At 58.1% G+C, this 19,234-nt stretch carries 18 protein-coding genes and 1 pseudogene; 6 read left to right on the top strand and 13 right to left on the bottom strand.

The window, feature by feature from the left end; all coding sequences use genetic code 11:
- Nucleotides 1-495 precede the first annotated feature (495 nt).
- Nucleotides 496-1,947 carry a group II intron reverse transcriptase/maturase gene (gene ltrA, locus ACWUI2_RS17275; protein ID WP_486984100.1) on the bottom strand — a complete coding sequence of 484 codons (1,452 nt, stop codon included), beginning with the start codon at nucleotides 1,945-1,947 and terminating at the stop codon, nucleotides 496-498.
- Nucleotides 1,948-2,296: 349 nt separating this feature from the next.
- Nucleotides 2,297-3,410: pseudogene (locus ACWUI2_RS17270) on the bottom strand (IS630 family transposase).
- A 322-nt stretch (nucleotides 3,411-3,732) separates the two neighbouring features.
- On the opposite strand from ACWUI2_RS17270, the gene ACWUI2_RS17265 reads away from it, so the two are divergent.
- The gene (locus ACWUI2_RS17265; protein WP_486984099.1) at nucleotides 3,733-3,927 is read left to right on the top strand and encodes a hypothetical protein; all 195 of its coding nucleotides are present in this window, start codon (nucleotides 3,733-3,735) and stop codon (nucleotides 3,925-3,927) included.
- 105 nt (nucleotides 3,928-4,032) lie between these two features.
- The gene (locus ACWUI2_RS17260; RefSeq protein WP_486984098.1) at nucleotides 4,033-4,173 is read left to right on the top strand and encodes a type II toxin-antitoxin system RelE/ParE family toxin; all 141 of its coding nucleotides are present in this window, start codon (nucleotides 4,033-4,035) and stop codon (nucleotides 4,171-4,173) included.
- A gap of 98 nt (nucleotides 4,174-4,271) precedes the next feature.
- Here ACWUI2_RS17260 and ltrA (ACWUI2_RS17255) read toward each other — a convergent pair whose 3' ends face one another.
- Entirely contained in the window at nucleotides 4,272-5,630 is a 1,359-nt protein-coding gene (ltrA, locus tag ACWUI2_RS17255) for a group II intron reverse transcriptase/maturase (RefSeq protein ID WP_486984097.1), read from the bottom strand.
- Between the two features lie 783 nt (nucleotides 5,631-6,413).
- Here ltrA (ACWUI2_RS17255) and ACWUI2_RS17250 point away from each other — a divergent pair.
- Genes ACWUI2_RS17250 through ACWUI2_RS17240 form a run of 3 tightly spaced genes read left to right on the top strand, consistent with a single transcriptional unit; the run spans nucleotide 6,414 to nucleotide 7,363 of the window.
- On the top strand, nucleotides 6,414-6,671 hold the full coding sequence (locus tag ACWUI2_RS17250) for a type II toxin-antitoxin system Phd/YefM family antitoxin (protein ID WP_486984096.1): 258 nt from the start codon (nucleotides 6,414-6,416) through the stop codon (nucleotides 6,669-6,671).
- Nucleotides 6,659-6,964, top strand: coding sequence for a type II toxin-antitoxin system RelE/ParE family toxin (locus ACWUI2_RS17245; RefSeq protein ID WP_486984095.1), 306 nt, complete (start codon nucleotides 6,659-6,661; stop codon nucleotides 6,962-6,964). Before ACWUI2_RS17250 ends, ACWUI2_RS17245 begins: the two co-directional genes overlap by 13 nt.
- A gap of 48 nt (nucleotides 6,965-7,012) precedes the next feature.
- The gene (locus ACWUI2_RS17240; RefSeq protein ID WP_486984094.1) at nucleotides 7,013-7,363 is read left to right on the top strand and encodes a hypothetical protein; all 351 of its coding nucleotides are present in this window, start codon (nucleotides 7,013-7,015) and stop codon (nucleotides 7,361-7,363) included.
- Nucleotides 7,364-7,808: 445 nt separating this feature from the next.
- On the opposite strand, the gene ACWUI2_RS17235 is transcribed toward ACWUI2_RS17240, so the two are convergent.
- Together ACWUI2_RS17235 and ACWUI2_RS17230 are read right to left on the bottom strand one after the other, a co-directional pair.
- A complete protein-coding gene (locus tag ACWUI2_RS17235; RefSeq protein WP_486984093.1) occupies nucleotides 7,809-8,162 on the bottom strand; it encodes a TraR/DksA family transcriptional regulator in 354 nt (117 codons plus the stop codon).
- Nucleotides 8,163-8,202: 40 nt separating this feature from the next.
- Nucleotides 8,203-8,802, bottom strand: a complete 600-nt coding sequence (locus ACWUI2_RS17230; RefSeq protein WP_486984092.1) for an HPF/RaiA family ribosome-associated protein — start codon at nucleotides 8,800-8,802, stop codon at nucleotides 8,203-8,205.
- Between the two features lie 154 nt (nucleotides 8,803-8,956).
- Here ACWUI2_RS17230 and ACWUI2_RS17225 point away from each other — a divergent pair, with 154 nt between their 5' ends.
- Nucleotides 8,957-9,376, top strand: a complete 420-nt coding sequence (locus ACWUI2_RS17225; RefSeq protein WP_486984091.1) for a hypothetical protein — start codon at nucleotides 8,957-8,959, stop codon at nucleotides 9,374-9,376.
- Nucleotides 9,377-10,249: 873 nt separating this feature from the next.
- Here the strand turns inward: ACWUI2_RS17225 and ftsZ are convergent.
- The 8 genes from ftsZ to ACWUI2_RS17185 are packed head-to-tail and all read right to left on the bottom strand — an operon-like array spanning nucleotide 10,250 to nucleotide 19,028.
- Entirely contained in the window at nucleotides 10,250-11,629 is a 1,380-nt protein-coding gene (gene ftsZ, locus ACWUI2_RS17220; RefSeq protein WP_486984090.1) for a cell division protein FtsZ, read from the bottom strand.
- Between the two features lie 13 nt (nucleotides 11,630-11,642).
- Complete coding sequence (gene ftsA / locus ACWUI2_RS17215; protein WP_486984089.1) at nucleotides 11,643-12,839, bottom strand: cell division protein FtsA; 1,197 nt, start codon at nucleotides 12,837-12,839, stop codon at nucleotides 11,643-11,645.
- A 17-nt stretch (nucleotides 12,840-12,856) separates the two neighbouring features.
- Nucleotides 12,857-13,729, bottom strand: coding sequence for a cell division protein FtsQ/DivIB (locus tag ACWUI2_RS17210; RefSeq protein WP_486984088.1), 873 nt, complete (start codon nucleotides 13,727-13,729; stop codon nucleotides 12,857-12,859).
- Complete coding sequence (locus ACWUI2_RS17205) at nucleotides 13,726-14,667, bottom strand: D-alanine--D-alanine ligase family protein (protein ID WP_486984087.1); 942 nt, start codon at nucleotides 14,665-14,667, stop codon at nucleotides 13,726-13,728. The genes ACWUI2_RS17210 and ACWUI2_RS17205 overlap by 4 nt, the downstream gene beginning before the upstream one ends.
- A complete protein-coding gene (murB, locus tag ACWUI2_RS17200; RefSeq protein ID WP_486984086.1) occupies nucleotides 14,664-15,602 on the bottom strand; it encodes a UDP-N-acetylmuramate dehydrogenase in 939 nt (312 codons plus the stop codon). Before murB ends, ACWUI2_RS17205 begins: the two co-directional genes overlap by 4 nt.
- On the bottom strand, nucleotides 15,599-16,729 hold the full coding sequence (locus ACWUI2_RS17195) for a UDP-N-acetylglucosamine--N-acetylmuramyl-(pentapeptide) pyrophosphoryl-undecaprenol N-acetylglucosamine transferase (RefSeq protein WP_486984085.1): 1,131 nt from the start codon (nucleotides 16,727-16,729) through the stop codon (nucleotides 15,599-15,601). The genes murB and ACWUI2_RS17195 overlap by 4 nt, the downstream gene beginning before the upstream one ends.
- The gene (locus ACWUI2_RS17190; protein ID WP_486984084.1) at nucleotides 16,726-17,886 is read right to left on the bottom strand and encodes an FtsW/RodA/SpoVE family cell cycle protein; all 1,161 of its coding nucleotides are present in this window, start codon (nucleotides 17,884-17,886) and stop codon (nucleotides 16,726-16,728) included. Before ACWUI2_RS17190 ends, ACWUI2_RS17195 begins: the two co-directional genes overlap by 4 nt.
- Before the next feature lie 32 nt (nucleotides 17,887-17,918).
- On the bottom strand, nucleotides 17,919-19,028 hold the full coding sequence (locus ACWUI2_RS17185; protein WP_486984083.1) for a LysM peptidoglycan-binding domain-containing protein: 1,110 nt from the start codon (nucleotides 19,026-19,028) through the stop codon (nucleotides 17,919-17,921).
- Nucleotides 19,029-19,234 lie beyond the last annotated feature (206 nt).

Below are 19,234 nucleotides of genomic sequence, written 5' to 3'. Positions count from 1 at the left end.
TCGACGTTAGGCAAAGTGAATTATGATTGAGATATTTACCAGCGTGATTTTGATCGCCGGTTGTATATTGATTCTCCAAGGCATCCGATCACGTGTCGCGCCGGAATCAAAGCGATTCTGGTCGGTTTTGGCCATTGCACTTGCCGTTCTTGGGAATTTAGTACTTGTTTTGTCGTTCGCAATTGCGCAAGGCTACTCCGAACGGCACGGGATGCGAATCATCGGCTATGGGGCAATGATATATATTGGCTCCGCTCTGCTCTCACTTGTATTTTCTGCCAAATCGTGGAGTGATAAGGAGAATTCCCGATGGGCGACTGGAAGCGTTCTATTGGCGATATGGCCTATTCTTCTGCTACTCGCACTCCCGATTGTCCACAGATGGACGGAATGAACGAGAAGCCTAATCGGGTCCCCACCGCTGACTGACGGATAAGTCAATCAGCGGCAGGTCCCACACCACCCGGCATGCGGGTCCGCACCGGGCGGTTCCGACTAGACCCGGGCTTTTGGCCCGTAGTGAAGAACGATCCATTGTTTGCGTAGATCGGGAACCCCTTGTTTTGTCAGGTAGTTGTTGGTCAGAGCGCGTTGAAGAATGCTGTTGTTGCTCATTCTCCAGTAGCCTTTCCGGCTGCGCGTCGCTCGTTTGGTTTCCTCGGGCGGTATACCCAGGGCGATCAGGCGACGACGGCGCGTCCGCGGCTGCTTCCACTGTTTCCAATAATACAACCTCACTCGCCGACGTATCCATTTATCGAGTGCAAATACCGTTTTGCAGGTATGACTTATCCCGAAGTAATTGAGCCAGCCGGTGACATACCGGCGAAGCTCAAGGATGACGTCCTCGACCCGGCGACCGCGGTTTCGGGAGGTAATTTGATGGCTTCGCCACCCTTCGGGCCGCCTGCCGGCGCTCCATCTCCGCTCCGCTACGTCCTTGATCCGCAGCTTGAAGCGGGCGAGTGCCTTGTCCGTCCACATGATCTGGCCGCGCTTTCCAAGGCAGAAGCCGAGGAAGGAGCATTGGCGCAGGGGAGCGGCTTTGCTTTTGGTTTGGTTGATCACCAGTTTCAGTTTTCCTTCGATGAATCGCGTCAGGCTCTCTTTCATCCTTTCGGCCGCTTTCACGCTCTTGACCAGGACGAGGAAGTCATCAGCGTAGCGGACAAAACGATGTCCGCGCCGCTCCAACTCCTTGTCGAGCGGGTCGAGCACGATATTGGCCAGCAGGGGCGACAGTGGCCCTCCCTGCGGTACGCCGCAAGGCGTGGCCTCGCGGATTCCCTCGGGCAGCACGACGCCGGCTTGCAGGTAGCGGCGAATCAAGCCAAGGACCAGAGGGTCCCGGACCTTTTCTCGCAGTTGCTCCATAAGCCGGTCGTGGTTAACGGTATCGAAGAAGGATTTGAGGTCGCAGTCCACCGCATGGAGGCGTCCTTCCTTCCAACAGGCTTCCATCTGCCTCACCGCCTGATGAGCGGATCGGTTGGGACGGAAACCGTAGCTGCTATCGCTGAAGTCGCACTCGAAGAGCGGCCCCAGCACTTGCGCCAACGCCTGTTGAATCCAACGATCCAGCACCGTCGGTATTCCGAGCGGGCGTTCAGACCCGTCCGGTTTCGCAATAAACACCCGGCGCACAGGCGCCGGGCGATAGGTTCCTTTCACCAGCATGAAGCGAAGCCTCGTCCAGTTGGCCCGAAGGAACGCGGGAAACTCCTCGATCGACATCTCGTCGAGACCGGGGGCTCCTTTATTCGCTTTGACCCGTTTCCAGGCCGTATTCAGGTTTTCCCGATCGAGAACTTGCTCCATCAAGGATCGATCTTGAACCCCCTCATGCTTCCCGCCGCGAAGGCACTCGTGCGACGCGGACCGTCCGGCTTGAGCGTCTGCCACGTCCTTCGCGGGGTCAGGAGATTCCTCTTCGGTTCGGCCCTTCATGATCGATCAAGACTTCCGGTTTCCAAGTTTAAACGGGCGTATTCCAGCCCCCGGCTTGTTCGCTCACTACTACGACCTCTGCTGACTGTTCCGGCCTGCTTCGCATCCGGTCTTGTCGCTTCGCTCGGAACCCGCCGCCTTTTGGGCAGCGGGATCTCCCCAGGTAAGAGCGCGTTGCTTCCCTGCACAACCTCCGCATTTACCTCCACGGGCAAACCAAACGACTGGGCTCTTGTGGTCATGTCGCTTCGCTCGGTACGCTGCGTTGTGCCAGCTCGTCGCCCTGTGTCGGCCTTCTATGCGGTTCTTGTTCATAAGCTCGCAGGTTTCCCCTAGTATCCTGTAACATTTAAAACTTCGGATATAGTCGGCAGAGTTTCGTTCGGGCTTTCTCAGTGCTAAATTGCCAATTGACCAAGGTGTCGCGGTTGTTACGTTCGCGTTCCCAAGCCGCTGCTTGGGTTCTCATCTCATCGATTTCAGATATTCGTCGATTTAGACACTGGGACTTGAGAACGCTAAACTCGATCTCCGCGATGTTCAGCCAACTCCCATGTTTTGGGGTGAAATGGAGTTCCAGACGACGAGCAAGTGCCCGAGCCCTCTGGGGTTCAAATGCGACATAGAAGGAGGCAAGCGTGTGGGTGTTGAGGTTGTCCATTACCAAGCGAACCTTTTCGGCGTTTGGATATTTTTCGACCAGCAAGAATTCAATGAAGGCGGCCCAGTCCTTAGCGGTCCGGCGTTCTGTGATCGCCGCAGCGGCTCCACCGCTATGAAAATCTGGGCAACACCGTTTCGCACGTACTCATGGTCGATCAATTGTGGGTGTCCCGGCGCCATAGGAATGGGCGCGGCCACTTCTCCGATCAACTGTTGTGAGGATTCATCCATGCAGACCACAGGATAAAGCGGATCGTACGGCCGGTGATACAGATCGAGGACATCCTCCATGCAAGCTACAAATTCCGGATTTCGATCCGGCGGAATCTTCCAGTATTTGCTCAGGTGAGGCTTAAGTTCGTTTTTTTTAGTGTCCGTTGAATTGTCATCACGGAAACTTCTGGAGCGATCTCAAGTTCGACTACCTTCTCGGCCAACAGGCGCATTGTCCAGCGCTTGCGACCATCCGGCGCAGCCGAACAGGCCAGCGCCGTCAGGCGTGCTTCAAAGGCGCCATCGAAAGTGACTTCTCGTGGCGTGCATCGCGGCCGCGGCTCAAGCGCGGCCTCGATGCCCTCCTCAACAAAGCGCTGTTTTACATGTTCGATGGTGCGCGAAGTCACACCCAGCGCCTTGGCAACCTCCACGACCGTCCACGGTTTTTCCTTCGATGCGTAATCGCACAGAAGCAGGGCACGCGCATGAATGAACTTGCGGGCCGTTCCCTTGCCTTTTCTGGTCAGAGTCTCCAGGTGTTGGCGTTCTTCGCCAGTAAGAGTCACTCGGTATCTTTTGGCCATTCACCCAAGATCAATGACCGAGGAGAAATGTCAATTTGCGAAATTGTTTGTATTACAAGATACTAGCCTTCCTCCAGCGAATCGGTTGCCCTTCCCGCCTTGGCCTCAGGTAGTAGTCTCGTCATGATGAGTTTTCATGTTTGGTTTTCCTACAGGGGACTTGCACCCCGTTTACAACGCGCCCATGCTGGGCGCACACAAATCGGCCATGGCAACGCCGTGAAGCCGCTCGGCGATGTGCGATCACTGTAGGCGGCGTGCCATGCCTCGACGTTGGGCAGGAAAAGATGGACAAATTCATAAGAACCAGTAGATTTCGATCATGAGTTCCTCCGTTCAGTACGTGACCGACGAAGATGGCCAGAAGAAGGCCGTTCTGATGCCTATTGCTGATTATGAACGGCTTATGGAGGACCTTTCCGATTTGGCCGCGATCGCAGACAGGCGCAAGGAGCCGACCGTTTCCCATGAAAAGTTCCTCGCGGAGCTGAAGAAGGATGGCATCCTATCGGATTGAGTGGCGGCGAGCCACCAAGAAGGATTTGCGGCGGATCGACCGCGAGGCGGTGACGCGAATTATCTCGGCGGTGGAGGAACTCGCGACCAATCCCTACCCTCCCGGATGCCAGAAGCTGGCCGGAAGCGTGTTTCCGCGCACAGAATTAGGATCGGAGATTACCGCGTGCTTTACGAGGTCTTTGACGAAGTTCTTGTCGTCGAGGTGGTGAAGGTCGGACATCGACGGGACGTTTACCGAAAATAGCCCAATCGGGTAGCCGGGAGCATTAACTCTCCCGGCCCCCACACCACCGGACATACGGGTCCGTATCACGGCGGTTCCGAAGAATCAGGGACCAGAGACTAGACCTTGGCCTTGTCTCCGTATTTGAAGGTTACCCATAATTTGCTCAGGTATTGAACCCCTTGCTTTTCCAGATAGCGGTCGTTGAGTGCCAGGTTCACCAGACTGTTGCGCGACATTCGCCAATATCCCTTGCGGGAGCGCGAGGCGAGCTTTACCCGGTCTTTGGGTACACCGAGTCTAATGAGCATTCTCCGCCGCGTGCGCGGCCGCTTCCAGTCTTGTTCCGGCTCCTTCGGACCGGTCTTGTCGGCTTCGCCTCGGAACCAGTAGCACAGACGCACTCGCCTGCGGATCCACTGGTCCCACTGCAAAACCTCCTTGTATGAGAGGCCTAGCTTGAAGTAATGAAACCAACCCACGCAGTAGCGTCGAAGCTCAAGGAGGCGCTGCCTCATCGAGATACCCCGACTGCGGGCGGTGATCTCCTGTATCCGAAGTTTGAATCTCCGGGCGGCCTTATCGGTCCGCTGGATTTTCTTCCCGTGGATACAAAACCCCAGGAAGGCGCACTCCTTCAAAGGAGCGACCCGGCTCTTGTCGTTGTTCACCAGCAGCTTCAGTTTCCCTTCCACATATTCCCGAACTTCGCTCATGACGCTAAGCGCCTCGGTCTGGGTGCGGGCGAGGATAAGGAAGTCATCCGCGTAGCGGGCAAACGGCAGGTGCATCGCCTCGATTTCCCGATCGAGCGGGTCGAGCATAACGTTGGCGAGCAAAGGAGAAAGCGGGCCGCCTTGCGGGACGCCTTTAAGTGTTTTCTCCGTGCTGCCGTCGTCGTGCCGGATACCTGCACGCAGGTATTTGCCGATCAGGGCGAGGACGCGCTTGTCCCGAATTCGTCTGCCCAACTGGTGCATCAACAGGTCGTGGTTTACCATGTCGAAGTAAGACTTCAAATCGCAGTCCACTCCCCAACGGTATCCATCTTGACTCGCCTGGCTCAGCCGCTCGACGGCGGCGTGAGCCTGACGCCCGTATCTGAAGCCATAGCTGCCTTCGCTGAATTCCACATCAAAGATGGGATTGAGGATTTGGGCTATGGCTTGCTGGATCACCCGGTCCAGAACGGTCGGTATGCCCAGAGGGCGTTCGCTTCCGTCCGGTTTGGGAATCCAGACTCGTTTTACCGCAGCGGGGGCATACCGCCCTTCCCGGATCTGCTCCAGTATCCTCAGCAGGTGAGCCCGCGCAAACGCCGGGAACTCGGCGACCGACATGTTGTCGATCCCCGGCGCCCCTTTGTTCGAGCGAACGCGTTTCCACGCCGTTTCAACATTGGATTGATCCAGAATCCGCTCCAGCAGGTTTTCCTGTGGAACTTGGTTCTCCACGGAAGATGCCGCATGATCACTCACAGGCACCTCCGGTTGTTTCCACTTCTTCGGTTCGGTCCTTCACCACACCTGAGGCCTCCGGTCCATTGGTCCGGCTCGCTTCGCGCCCGGTCTTGTCGGCCTTCGGCCTCGGAACACTGGACGGGTCACCCGTCGGCAGCTACTCCCGGCTCGTTCGATGCGACTACTACGACCTCGGCTGACTCCTCGCCTTCCAACGCGGCCATTGCTGGACGCGCCGCCGCGCCTTGACGGTAGATTGAAACCGGCGCGGCATGAAGACGAGGCCTCCCCGAGTAAGAGCACGTTGTTCCGATGCACAACCCCGCGGTTTACCTCCGGCAGTGAACTCAGGGCTTCGCTGTGTTGTGCCTAATCGGGTCCCCACCGCTGACTGACGGAAAAGTCAATCAGCGGCAGGTCCCACACCACCCGGCATGCGGGTCCGCACCGGGCGGTTCCGACTAGACCCGGGCTTTTGGCCCGTAGTGAAGAACGATCCATTGTTGGCGTAGATCGGGAACCCCTAAGCTCGCAGGTTTCCCCTAGCCTTCCTCCAGCGAATCGGTTGCTCTTTCCGCCTTGGCCTCAGGTAGGAGTCTCGTCATGATAGGTTTTCATGTTTGGTTTTCCTGCAGGGGACTTGCACCCCGTTTACAACGCACCCATGCTGGGCGCACACAAATCAGGGGAGGGAACGGCGTGAAGCCGCGCCGCCAGAGCGAAAGCCACTGGCGCCGCCCCTCCCTTCGACGTTGGCCAAATGAATTTGACTGACGCGCAAGTGCCATTAAAGTATCACTTATGAAAGTTGAACTAGTAACCACTCTGAAGCGGCAAGCGACGAGAATTTTAAGGGAAGTGAAGGACGAGAAGGCCCCTGTGCTGATTACGGAGCATGGGCGTCCTAGTGCCTACCTTGTTGATGTGGAAAGTTTTGAATCCACGCAGGAGCGCCTGAATCTTTTGGAAGGTATCGCGAGGGGCGAAGAGGCGATTCGAAAGGGCCGAGTGATGACTCAGGACCAGGCGCGCAAACGAATGACGAAATGGCTCAAGTAATCTGGTCGATCCCGGCGCTGAACGACCTGGAGAGAATTTTAGAATACATCGAATTGGAGAATGAGATCGCCGCCAAGAGTCTGGCTCAGAAGGCATTTAAATCAACGGATAAATTGGCGGATTTCCCCGAATCCGGCTCGAAGCCGAAGGAATTACGTGGAACGCCTTACCGTCGCTTGGTTGTTGGTCCACTACTCATCTATCACCGTAAAGAAGGCGACCGAGTTTTTATCGTTCATGTGCGACGCGGCGAGCGGCGGTTCAGCATCAGCGACATCCTCGAACGAGACTGAGGCCAACCAGACGATGCACCCAATGACGAGAAGCTGGCGCTTCTCCTCATGAGTGATTTCGACGTTTGGCTATACAATGAAACCAATAACACTTGTCTTGGCTGCCTGCATTGCCCTCAGCGGTTGTGTACCCACTCTTTTCGCGCCACCCAAGCGGAACTAAGAAACAAAGATACGGGAGAGGCAATCGCCTCCGGGAATCTAAATTGCGAAAAGCAGTATAAGTCATTTCGATCTGGTTCCGGGCGTCTCGGAGGCAATGCCCGAATTTTGAATGGTAGTTCAACAGAGTTCCTTACAGAAATCGGCCCATTATATATTGTGACCGTTGATTCGCCTGGATACGACCTCCAATATTTCTATCTTATCGGTCCGGAGGCCGATGAAGTTTCGGATTGAAAGACCGGAACAATACGAAGGTTTAACCCATTTCAGCCAGACTCAAAAATAGAAATTCGATTCCATTTTGGCGAAACGAAAAAACAATGAGCCAATCGGGGACTCACTCAACGCCGTAACCCCGATATTGCCTCCCACCGTGGCGGGATTTTGCTCCGCCGCCCCGTCTCCCCACACGGCCAAAACGTTCGACGCCGATCATCCGATCGTCCCCTCCTCTTATCCCCAACTCGGGCGGCAAAGCCAACCCGACTACGGAAAATCACTTCCGACGGATACCGGGTGGCTATGTAATTAAAATACGGATATTCTACCCGATGCTTAACGGAAGATTTGCAATTTTTTGATGCCTTTCAGGGGCCCGTTGCGGGGAACCGCCCAAGAATTGCGCAAGGACCTGCAGGAACACGAGGTTCCATCGCGGGAAACTCGATCCTACGGGGGGTCACCGGCGGCGGATCGCTTGCTCCAATTTCGTCGCGCAGTCGATGCAGTATTCGGTGGCCGGAAGAGCTTCCAATCGTTCGAACGCGATCGATTCATCGCATTCCGCACAGGTCCCATAGGTCCCGCGCTCGATCCGCTGGAGCGCATTCCAGACATCCAACAACTCGCTCCGGGACCGATCGCCCAAGGAATCCAAGACTTCGTCGAACTCTCCTTCCGCCGCAAATTCCTCGAAGCTGAGATTGCCCGCCGGATCATGCTCCCGCATCGCCGACCGGATCACTTCGCTGCGGGCGACGATTTCATCCAAATCGGCTTTCAATTTGTCCTGAATTTCCCGATACCGTTTCATTCCATTTACCCTCCGCCGCCGCTCAGACGGCGCCTCCTTTCTAAGGCCTCCCCATGCCGTCCCCCCGGGCGATCTTTCCCGCCGGTTTGTCAATCAGCTCCAATGACGTGGCCTGCGCCCCTTCGTCACCCATCGTCTCCGAAAACCGGACGCCCGCGCCGATCACCAGCCGGTCGAAATCGTCGTGCAGCACACTGTTGCGATGAAAATAGATCTCCCTCCCCTCCGGAGTGAGAATAAAACCGTATCCGTCCACCTTGAAGAGCTTGGATACCACCGCCCCTACTTCTTGAGCCGGATGACGTTTGATTTCCCCCTTCTGCTTTTGATTGGTCTCCTTCACCTGCCGGCGCAAGGCATTGAAGGTTTCCCGGACCACTTTGTCCAACGGATCGTGTAAATCGCGTTCAACCGGATCGCGGGCGGCGACCAATTCATGGCCGGGGGGAATCCGGGCAATCACCCTCACCCGAAACGGATTTCCCGTTCGCTGATGTTCCTGCGGTTTCTCGACGCTGACCCGAACGCTGGTGATGTGATCGCAGACTTGTTCGAGTTTCGCCGCTTGTTCATTGATTAATCTCTCCATCGCCTGGGTTCTCTCCACCCCGCGAAACGAAATTTCCAATGGTAGCTGCATGTCGTCCTTTCCTTTCTGAGTTCCCTTTTACCATACGGATAAAACCGTCTAACGACAGCACCGTCGCCATTTTTTCCGAATCCGACGGTTTTCCCGGCATCCATTGGAGCGCCGGTCTTGATTCGTCGACGAAAACGGACACATTATCCGCCTGATGAAAATGTTCCTCCTCAGCTTGCCGACCGTCGCCCTTCTCTTCGTTCTCCTTGGCTGCATGCATCCCGCGGGGGCGCCTGGCGGCAACGACGGATTGCGGACCGTGTCCATCGACATCACCGTTCCCGACCCGGCCTGGCAGGTCCGAATCGAAGAAATTCATCTCGCGGACGGTCGACTGCTGGTCGTCTCCCGTTTGAGCCGCGACCGAGAAGTGATGGCGCCTCAGGTTATATCGCAAGCCTCCGATTCCGTCCAGGTATCCGCTCCAAAGCTGCCGATCGAACATCTGATCCTCGGCCGGACCTTCCGTTGGGCCGAAGAACCCTACACCTTTATCGACGACCCGGCCAAACTACGGGAAAAATTACGCGGCGCCGAACTCATTTACCGCCGCCCCGAGTCGGATCGGCGCTGAGGCCCGCGGTTTACCCCTCGACTGAAGATCGGCTATCCCTGCCCGGCTTCGCCGACATCAGCTCACCTCCGAACAGGGCGATCTCGTTCATCCGCAGGGCTCCTCCGGTGGCCACCGCCCGCTCGAAGCTCCAACGATCGAGTCTTTACTCGATGTCATCCGGCGAAAGCCGGGATGCTACGTAGCGTCGAGCTTTCGCTCGATGACGGGGCGTCATGTGGGGCGGGCGTCGTGATCGACGAGTCTTCGCCTGAAGGACGAAGCTCCACAACCATCGAGGCTTCACTCGATGTCATCCGGCGAAAGCCGGGATGCTACGTAGCGTCGAGCTTTCGCTCGATGACGGGGCGTCATATGGGGCGGGCTTCGTAATCGACGAGTCTTCGCCTAAAGGACGAAGCTCCAACGATCGAGTCTTTACTCGATGTCATCCGGCGAAAGCCGGGATGCTACGTAGCGTCGAGCTTTCGCTCGATGACGGAGCGCCATGTGGGGCGGGCGTCGTGATCGACGAGTCTTCGCCTAAAGGACGAAGCTCCAACGATCGAGTCTTTACTCGATGTCATCCGGCGAAAGCCGGGATGCTACGTAGCGTCGAGCTTTCGCTCGATGACGGGGCGCCATGCGAGGCCGGCGTCGTGGTCGACGAGTCTTCGCTCTAAAGGACGAAGCTCCAACGATCGAGTCTTCACTCGATGTCATCCGGCGAAAGCCGGGATGCTACGTAGCGTCGAGCTTTCGCTCGATGACGGGGCGTCATATGGGGCGGGCTTCGTGATCGACGAGTCTTCGCCTGAAGGACGAAGCTCCAACCATCGAGTCTTCACTCGATGTTTCCGGCGAAAGCCGGGATGCTACAAGAAGAGCAACGCGTCAATTCAACACGATTCGGATGCCGCGGCGCATATACGTGGGGATATCAAGATTCTCCCCATTGAATACGTTATCGTCGGTCGCGTCGAAGAAACCGCGCTTGCCGGGTTCCTTGAAAGGAAGTTCTTCCTGTTGCCCATGGACCGGCCCCGTGGGCGTCGCTTTCTTGGCCACTATCGATTCTGGCGCATTGACCGGGACCGATGGCGATAGCGGAGCGGATGGTTGGGCCGCAGGGGTCGAAACCACCGGGTGCGGCGGAGCAGGAGGTTTCGGCGTGGCCGCCGCCGTTGCCGCGATCTGGGCGGCGGCAGGCGGACGGGTTGGGATGAAGGCGGCCGGTTCCACCGGGCGAGTCATCACATTGGTCTTGCGCGGGAAGTTCCCCGGACGCGTCGTCACATCGGTGGTTCCTAACACGCAAATCTCGACCTTGCCGGCCATTGTCTCGTCGATCACCGCCCCCATCGCCACGTGAGCCTCTTTGCCAAAGTGCTCGTTGACGGCGCTCATGATCTTGTTCACGTGCGAAATTCCGAGATCGGGACCGCCCACGATGTTCACCAACAAGCGGTCGGCCCGCCGGGAAAACTCCGGCGTGTGAAGGAGCGGGCAAAGCATCAGGTCGTTGATGCCTTCCTGTACCCAATTTTTCCCTTCGCCGCAACCGAGTCCGAAAAGCGTCTTTCCCCCTTTGCTGGAAAACACTTGCCGCAAGGTGGCGAAATCGAGGTTGATCAACCCAGTCCGTGAAAGAATCGACCAGATCGATTTCACGCCGCGGGCGATCCATTCGTCGGCTTTTTCAAAGGCGTCGAGCACGCTGGCGTCGTCATCGAGTTGCTGAAGCAAAATATCGTTTGGCAACGGAATAACCGCGTCGCACTGCTGCCGAAGTTGCACCAATCCTTCCTCGGCCTGACGTTGACGCCGGGCACCTTCAAACGTAAACGGCAACGTGACAAATGCGATCACGAGCGCGCCGGCCTCGCCCGCGCACCGGGCCACCACCGGAGCGGCTCCACTGCCAGTGCCCCCGCCGATGCCGGCCAAAAGGAAAATCAGATCGGTTCCACTGACGATCCGGTTGATCCCCGCGATGTCGGCTTCGGCCGCGGCCCTTCCGAGCTCGGGGTCGCCACCGGTGCCAAGGCCACGGGTGACTCCTTTGCCGATCATGCACTTCGACTCCACCGGAGATGCGCTCAGGGCCTGAGAATCGGTGTTGATCACCGCCAATGGCACCTGCCCGAGATCCTCCATTTTCAAACGGTCGACAGCATTGGCTCCGGCTCCGCCCACCCCAATGATCTTGATCGACGCCTGACGGTCGGGGAGGCTGTGATTCAGCGAAATCGAAGGACTTGTTTCATTATTCATCGCAACGTTCCTCTCAACCGAAAATCCTGGCCAAAAGCCCTTTCTTCCGACTCTGTTCGGCCACTTTGTCCTTTTGATTGATCAAACCGTAGTTCAACAGTCCGAGAATGGTGCTGTATTCCGGCCCTCTCAATTCGTCCTTTACCCAGTCCGGGTTTTGACCGCAACGGGTCGGAATCCCGAGAATCCTGGCGGCCGCCTCATCAATCCCTTCAATCCGCGAACTGCCACCGGTCACGACGGCTCCGGCGGTGATCTTTTCGGGAATCAATGCCTCCCCCAACCTGGCTTTGACGATCTCGAAAATCTCTTCGACCCGGGCTGAGGTAATCTGATTGATCGCATGCCGAGGAATCTGGCGGTCGCCGATCGCAAGGTCGCCATTGAGCCAAACTTTCTCCCCTTTGTCTTCCAATCGGACCCATGCCCGGGCGTATTTCGTCTTGATACTTTCGGCCTGCTTGTGCCCGATTCGGAGGCCAAGGCTCAAATCATTGGTGATGTGATCGCCCCCAACCGGAATCGATCCAGTCATCAAGACATGTCCGTCCCGATACAACACGAAATCGGTCACCCCACTGCCGATATCGATCACCAGCGCACCGCTCCGGCGTTCTTCTTCGGTCGTCGTCATGACTCCGGAAGCCAGGCTGGAGAGGATCAAGTCGTCGACGTGCAAACTGAATCCATTGATTATATGGATCGAATTGCTGACATGCGCCACCTCGCCGTGGACCGTCCAATAGCCGACCTCCAACTTCCGTCCCTCCAGAAACTCCGGGTTGACAACGGGTCGTCCGTCGAGGCGGAATGGTTGCCGAACATGATGGATCACCGTCCGATTGGTCGGAACCGCTTTCGATTTGGCCAGCTGGCAGACCGTGGTGATATCCTGTCGGCTGACCATGTTTTCGCTGGAGCTGACGTTGACCACCGCCTCATTATAAAACCCGTCGATGTGACCGCCCGCTTGGGCCAAATAAACGCCTTCGATGCTGGTGTTGGCCTGTTTCTCGGCGGCGATAATGGCGGCATGGGTACAATCGCTGGCCTGTTTGAAATCGATGATGTCCCCCTTGATGACGCCGCGCGAAGAGCATTGCCCCATTCCGACAATACTCAGGCTGCGGCCGTTGACCACGTCGCCGATCAACACCACCACCTTCGATGTGCCAATTTCAATTGCTCCGATGATCTTGCTTTTCGCCATATTCTTAAACTCCCACCTCAACGCACCACCACTTGGTTCCCCAAGGACAAATCAACCCGGTCCTGCCGGCCGAGCATCTGCCGCCGATTTGCCTCAACAATCATGTCCAACATTCGCAACTGTTCCACAAGCCGCCCGGGACCAAAGACAATCTCCCGGAAATCATCGCTCCGGACTGTCAGCAGCGGCAACTCGCTGCAGTCGACGACATACCACGATCGATACAAATGCGGCATCTCGCGCCGCGCCGTCTGCAACAAATCATCGACCTGATCGATCCCGCGCAACCGCCGGAACCCCTCGCGGGTCCGCTGCAGCTGGACTCCGGCCAAAAACGGATATCCCGCCCGCTCGTGCCGGTCGTATCCAAATCCTTCGAAAACGAAGCCGTCCCGATCAACCAGGTATTCGACCACCTCGCCGGTCTCAGAACGCGCCGCCACCCGAGCCACCGGAAACCGCTCCTGGATCTCGATCACCAACCGGTCGGGCAGTCGGCGGACGACCGCATTCTTCACCTGACCGTGCCCTTCCAGGTTCAATTTCTGCTGGTGGATGTCGATCGACATGATCTCCACCTCTTCCGGCAAGGCCAGCACCGACTCGACCCAGTTCAACGTCAAAACCCCATCGGTGGAAAAAACGATCTCGCGCAGCGGTTGGGATGGCAGGGCCGTATTCACCCGTTGGATGCCCGACTGCCAGTATCCGACCCCCAAATACGTCCCGACCGCCATGATGATCACCGTGGCAAACGCCAATGCACCCCGCAACACGCCCTTCAAGATCCGCCGCTTGGCATGGGCGGTGACAACCTTCCGGCTGGCGGTCTGCCGGATTTCCCGCCAGGAACGGGAATCCGATTTGCGGCCTGTTTTGGTTTTCTTCACGTGACAATTTTTTGTTCCGCTCGCGCGAAAAACCGGCGGATGGCCGGCGCAACCAGTTCCTTTGCCAAAACCGGGAAATCAATTCCCTCGCAGAGGGCGCTCTTTGGCAACAAACTCGTTTCAGTTAAACCGGGAATCGTGTTGATTTCGAGAAAAAAAGGTTCGCCCGTATCCAAAATCATACAATCGATCCGGGCGAAGTCCCGGCAACCGCATCGCCGGAAGATCGCTTCGGCCGCGTTTCGTATCCGCTTCGTTGTTTCCCCCGGCAAATCCGCCGGCCACTTGTATTCGGTCAACCCCTTCGTGTACTTGCTGGCGTAGTCGAAATGTCCCGACTGCGGAATAATCTCCACCACCCCAAGCGCCCGGCCCTGGAGAATGCCGACCGTCAACTCCCGGCCCGGAATCCGCTTCTCCACCATCCACTTCCCGGGGGAAAGCTCCTGCAGCGCCCGCTCGTAATCGGCGGCGTTGCGGACGAAATGCAAGCCGATGCTGCTCCCCTCCCCATTCGGTTTCACCACCAGATCGTCCCCGAACTCCGCTTCCAAAAACCGGAACGCCGGCGGGGCGTCCGCCGAAAACGTCACTCCGGGAGAAACCGAAATTCCGCAGAACGCGGCCAGTTCCTTCGTCGCGGTTTTGTCCATACAGAGCCGACTCCCGGCGGCGTCGCTCCCGGTGAAGGCGAATCCGGCCTCCTCCAAAAGCGTCTGCATGCCGCCATCCTCCCCGAATGTCCCGTGTAAGGCCGATACCACCACGTGGCGGTCCGGATCGAGCCCCTCGGGTATCGCCGCGCTCGATACGTCGATCAATTCCGCGCGATACTCCCGGCGCAACGCCTCATAAAGCGCCGCCGCCGACCGTTGGGAGACTTCCCGTTCCCCCGAAATCCCTCCTGACAACACCGCGATCACCGGTTCGTTTTTCATTGAATCCCGCCTTCCTGTAACAGTTTTTCCCAGTCCGCGCCGAGCACCAGCACCTCAGGTTCGAGGAGCACTCCGCTTTGCCGCCGGACTTCCGCCCGGACCCGGCGGACCAATTCCACCACCTCGTCGCTGGTGGCTCCGCCGGTATTGATGATAAAATTCCCGTGGACCCGCGAGACTTCCGCGGCCCCGACCGCCATTCCCTTCAGACCGAGCGAATCGATCAGTCGACCGGCCGAATCCCCTTCGGGATTCTTGAAGATACATCCCGCGCTAGGTTCTTTCGGTTGCGAGCCGTAGCGATGTTGCTGGAAACCGGCGATCTTTTCCCGGATCGCGGAAGTCTCCGCCTTACCGGGCGCCCGGAGCACCGCTTCCACCGCGCAGGCGTCGCGGAGCTCCACGCAATGGCGGTAGCCGTAGTGGAGTTCGTCTCGCCGGACCACTTTTTCGTTTCCGGCCAAATCGACCAGGCGGACTTCCTCCACCACGTCGAACATCCATCCCCCCATCGCCCCGGCGTTCATTCGCAACGCCCCGCCGACCGTTCCCGGAATCCCTTCCAAAAACTCGAAACCGCCAAGGCCGAGATTGCCGGCTTGGATACAAAGCTCGCGCAAACGCAGCCCCGCTCCTACCCGTAATCTTAAATCATCGACTCGCTCCAGCCGTTTCCAAAACGGATGGCGCAACTGAATGACCAGGCACGGTATCTCACCGTCGAGGGCGAGCAGGTTGGAACCGCGTCCGAGAATAAAGGGGGCGACCTTGAGGCGAGCCGCCTCCTTCAATAAAAAGCGCAGATCGTCGACGGTAGCCGGCTCCGCGTAATAGCGGGCCTGTCCGCCCACTTTCAGTGTGGTCTTGCCGCGCAGTGGAACCCGTTCCTGAAAGACCGCTTCCGGCGAGAGGGTTTCCTGGAGATGCCCGGTCATGCCACCTCCAGATTTCGCGATTCCCGTTCCTGCCGCGCGGCGCGGCAGATCTCCTCCAGGTCTTTGATGATCAGACTAAGCGAGTCCTCCCGGTCCATCCGTTCCAGATTGAGACGAAATTTCTGGAGCATCCAGTCGTTGAATATCAATTCCAACACTTCCTTATGGAGATCGTTCATGTAGTCCTGCTCGATCACGATGCCGCCTCCCTGCCGCTCGAAGAACCGGGCGTTTTCCCGCTGATGGTCGTCCGCCGCAAACGGATACGGCACCAAGATCGCCGGGGTCCGGCAACGCATCAACTCGGCGATCGTTCCCGCTCCGGCCCGCGACAATACCAGATCGGCGCTGGACAGCACTTCCGACATCTGATCGGTGAAGGGAACGAAATGCGCCTTCGCTTTCCCTCCTTCGCCGGAGGCCGACTCGACCACCCGTGCATCCCCTTTCCCAAGTCCGGTCACGCAATAGACGCAAACGTCTTCGTGGGCCAAATGCTCAAAATGTTTCTCGACCCAGGTGTTCAAGGCGCTCGCCCCTTGGCTGCCGCCGAGGACCACCAGGAGTTTGGAATGTTCGTCGACCCCGATCGTGGCACGGCTTTTCGCAACCGGCAGGCGCTGGACTTCCTTGCGGACGGGGCAACCGTAATACCGTATCCGTTCCGGACTGACACTGCGAATCTTGACGCCGATCGGGAGATAAATTCGGGCCGGGGCGAAGTGACTCAGGAACCGGACCGCCCGTCCGGGAATCCGGTTGGATTCATGCATCACGAACGGCAGTTTCTTCAAAAAGGCGGCGACCGAGATCCCGGCCGAACTGAATCCGCCGAACCCGATCACCAAATCGGGGTTCAACCGCTTCAACAACTGCATCGACGAAACCAGACTTTTCGCCTGAGCCCCGAGGAAACGGAGCAACCCGGTCGGGCGCAAGGTGAACGGCGCTCCCGGGCTCTTGATAAAGGCGAGATGCGGATATTTCTGGACGAGCCGCGCATCCACCTTCTTGTGACTGATCAACAGCCAACAAGTATGGCCTTGAGCGATCAAGCCTTCGGCCAAGGCGATGCCAGGAGCCAGGTGACCCCCGGTTCCTCCGCATGAAATCAGAATCCGGTTCATGCGACGATCTCCTTAAGACTCCGTTCTTTTCCTTTGAGCGGCGACTTTTCCCAGGAAAAGGCCGTGTTGACGATCAGCCCGACGATCATGAAGACCACCACGAGGTTGGACCCGCCGTAACTGATAAATGGCAGCGACATCCCTTGGGTCGGGATGCATCCGGTCACCACCGCCATGTTGATCAAAGCTTGGAAAACCACCAGCATCAGGGCGCCGGCGACAAAAAGGTATTGGTAAAGATTCGGGGCCCGCCGCAGGTGGACCATTCCGATCAGGAAAATCGCAAAGAAGAGCAGCAACACCGCGCCGGTGAAAACCAGTCCCAACTCTTCGCCGATGACCGCGAAAATGAAGTCGGTGTGGGCTTCCGGCAAAAAGGCCATCTGTTGACGGCCATTCCCGAGCCCGCTTCCGGAAACACCTCCGGCGCCAAATGCCAGAATCGCCTGCCAGAGCTGGTAGGAACTGTCCATCCGGTTGCCTTCGACATCAAGGAAAGCCATGATCCGTCGCCACCGGACCGGACTCAGATAAAGGGCCAGGAGGAAGAGCGATCCGAGGGTCGTGACAGTCGGGATCAAGTAGATCAACCGGGTCCCGGCGAGAAACATCATGGTGAAACCGACCACCGCGCAAAGGGACGCCATCCCGTAGTCGGGTTGGAGGATGACCAGACCGGTGATCACTCCGACCAAAGCGGACGGGATGATGAATCCCTTCCAGAACGTGGTAATCTGCCGTTGGTTCGCCCCGAGGTAGACCGCCAGGGCGAAAACCATCGCCAGTTTGGCGAACTCCGAGACCTGGAGTCGCATCGGACCGACGGAGAGCCAGCGACGGCTGCCGTTGACCCAAACCCCGATCCCGGGGATCAAAACCAGGATCAATCCGACGATGACGACTCCGAAGATGATCCAAGCCAGCGGCTTGGACTTTTCGAGCGGAACCATACTCACGGTGATTCCAGCCATCAGCGCCACCCCGACCCAGATGACCTGCCGCTTCAGAAAGAAGTAAGGATCCGGACCGGAATGACTGCTGGCGCTGAAAAGGATGCTGACCCCGAGCAAGGTGAGGCCGGTGACGCAGACCAGGACCACGAAGGCAGGATGAAGCAATAAGTCCTGTTTTCTGGATCCTGCTGGTTTGGTTCGCATCCTAAAGTTTCACCGTGGTGGCCCCGGCGGCATCAACCATTTGCCGGAACGATCGGAATGATGGGGAATTCTTCTTCTTCCTCGTCGTCCAAAGGAATGACGGGAATGTCGCGCGGCGTCGGCGTGCGGGCCGGCTGCGACGGTTGAGGAGCGGGCGTCGGACGGGTGGCGGCCGGCTCGCGGTCCTGGCGCGGCGCCGGAGCGCTCGGCCGCGGTGCCGAGGCGGCGGTCGTTTCGGCGGCCACGCCCGGGATGGTCAGCCGTTGACCGACCCGCATCCGCCGCGGATCCGAAATATTGTTGGCGCTCATCAGGTCGTTCACCGAAATGCCATACCGCGAAGCGATCCCGCCCGGGGTTTCGCCCGGCTCGACCGTGTGGGTGCGGCCGGTGGCGGCGGAGTTGGAACCGGAAGTCGAAGACCGGGGAGCCGGAGTCGAACTTTGCGGCCGGGCGCCTTCGCTGCCGACGTCGGGAACGATCAAGCGTTGGTCGATCCGGATCACGTCGGAAGTCATGTTGTTGAGCGCCTTCAAATCCTGCACCGTGGTGTTGTGACGACGGGCGATCACGGAAAGGCTGTCGCCACGGCGGACGGTGTAGGTGGTGGTCCCGGACGGCGCGCTCGAAGCCGACGACGCGGTCGTGCCGGACGAACGCGGGGAGGCGCTGCTCCCGGAGGGGAGACGGAGCACCTGGCCGGGCTGGATCACGCTGTCTTCGGTCAAGTTGTTCGCCGAAAGCAACGCCCGAAGGGAGACATTGTGACGGTTGGCGATGGTCCAAAGGCTGTCGCCGCCGCGCACGGTGTAGGTCCGCTCCTCTCCCTCATCGCCGGGGACCGGCGTGAGCGGTTCCAAACCGGAAGGGAGCGGCTGCAAGGTCGAACCGGTCCCGGCGGTCGGCGTCGAAGGACGCGAAGCCGGACGGCTCGGAGCCGAGCGTGGCCGCTCCTGGGCGACCGCGAAGGACTCCTCGTCCCAGTCGTCCCAATCCAGCCTTTCGGCCGGTTGGTCGCCGGTGGCGGGAAGTGTCGCCGCGGTATCCGGACGGGGTTGCGATTGGCAACCGGGCTGGATAAAAAGAATGCCGCCGACCACATGCAGTGCCAGAACGACGCCGAATATTCTAACTATTTTCATTTTCACTGAGTCCTTTGGAATGGTTGAGAAGGTTGAAGACAAGCGGATTTCCGCCCGTCCGCCGATGGTTCGTTTCGATCTCAAGTCCACGAAAAAACCGGGTTTCCTGGGGCCATTTGCACAAGGTAACGCCTCCGGGGCAAACCATTTTCCCGGCTTCTTTTACCTTTTTCCAGATCCTCCTGCTTTTCATGGTTTTTTGACTT

Source organism: Verruconatronum alginivorum, from assembly GCF_056590205.1.
This window is presented reverse-complemented; position numbering and strand designations above follow the sequence as displayed.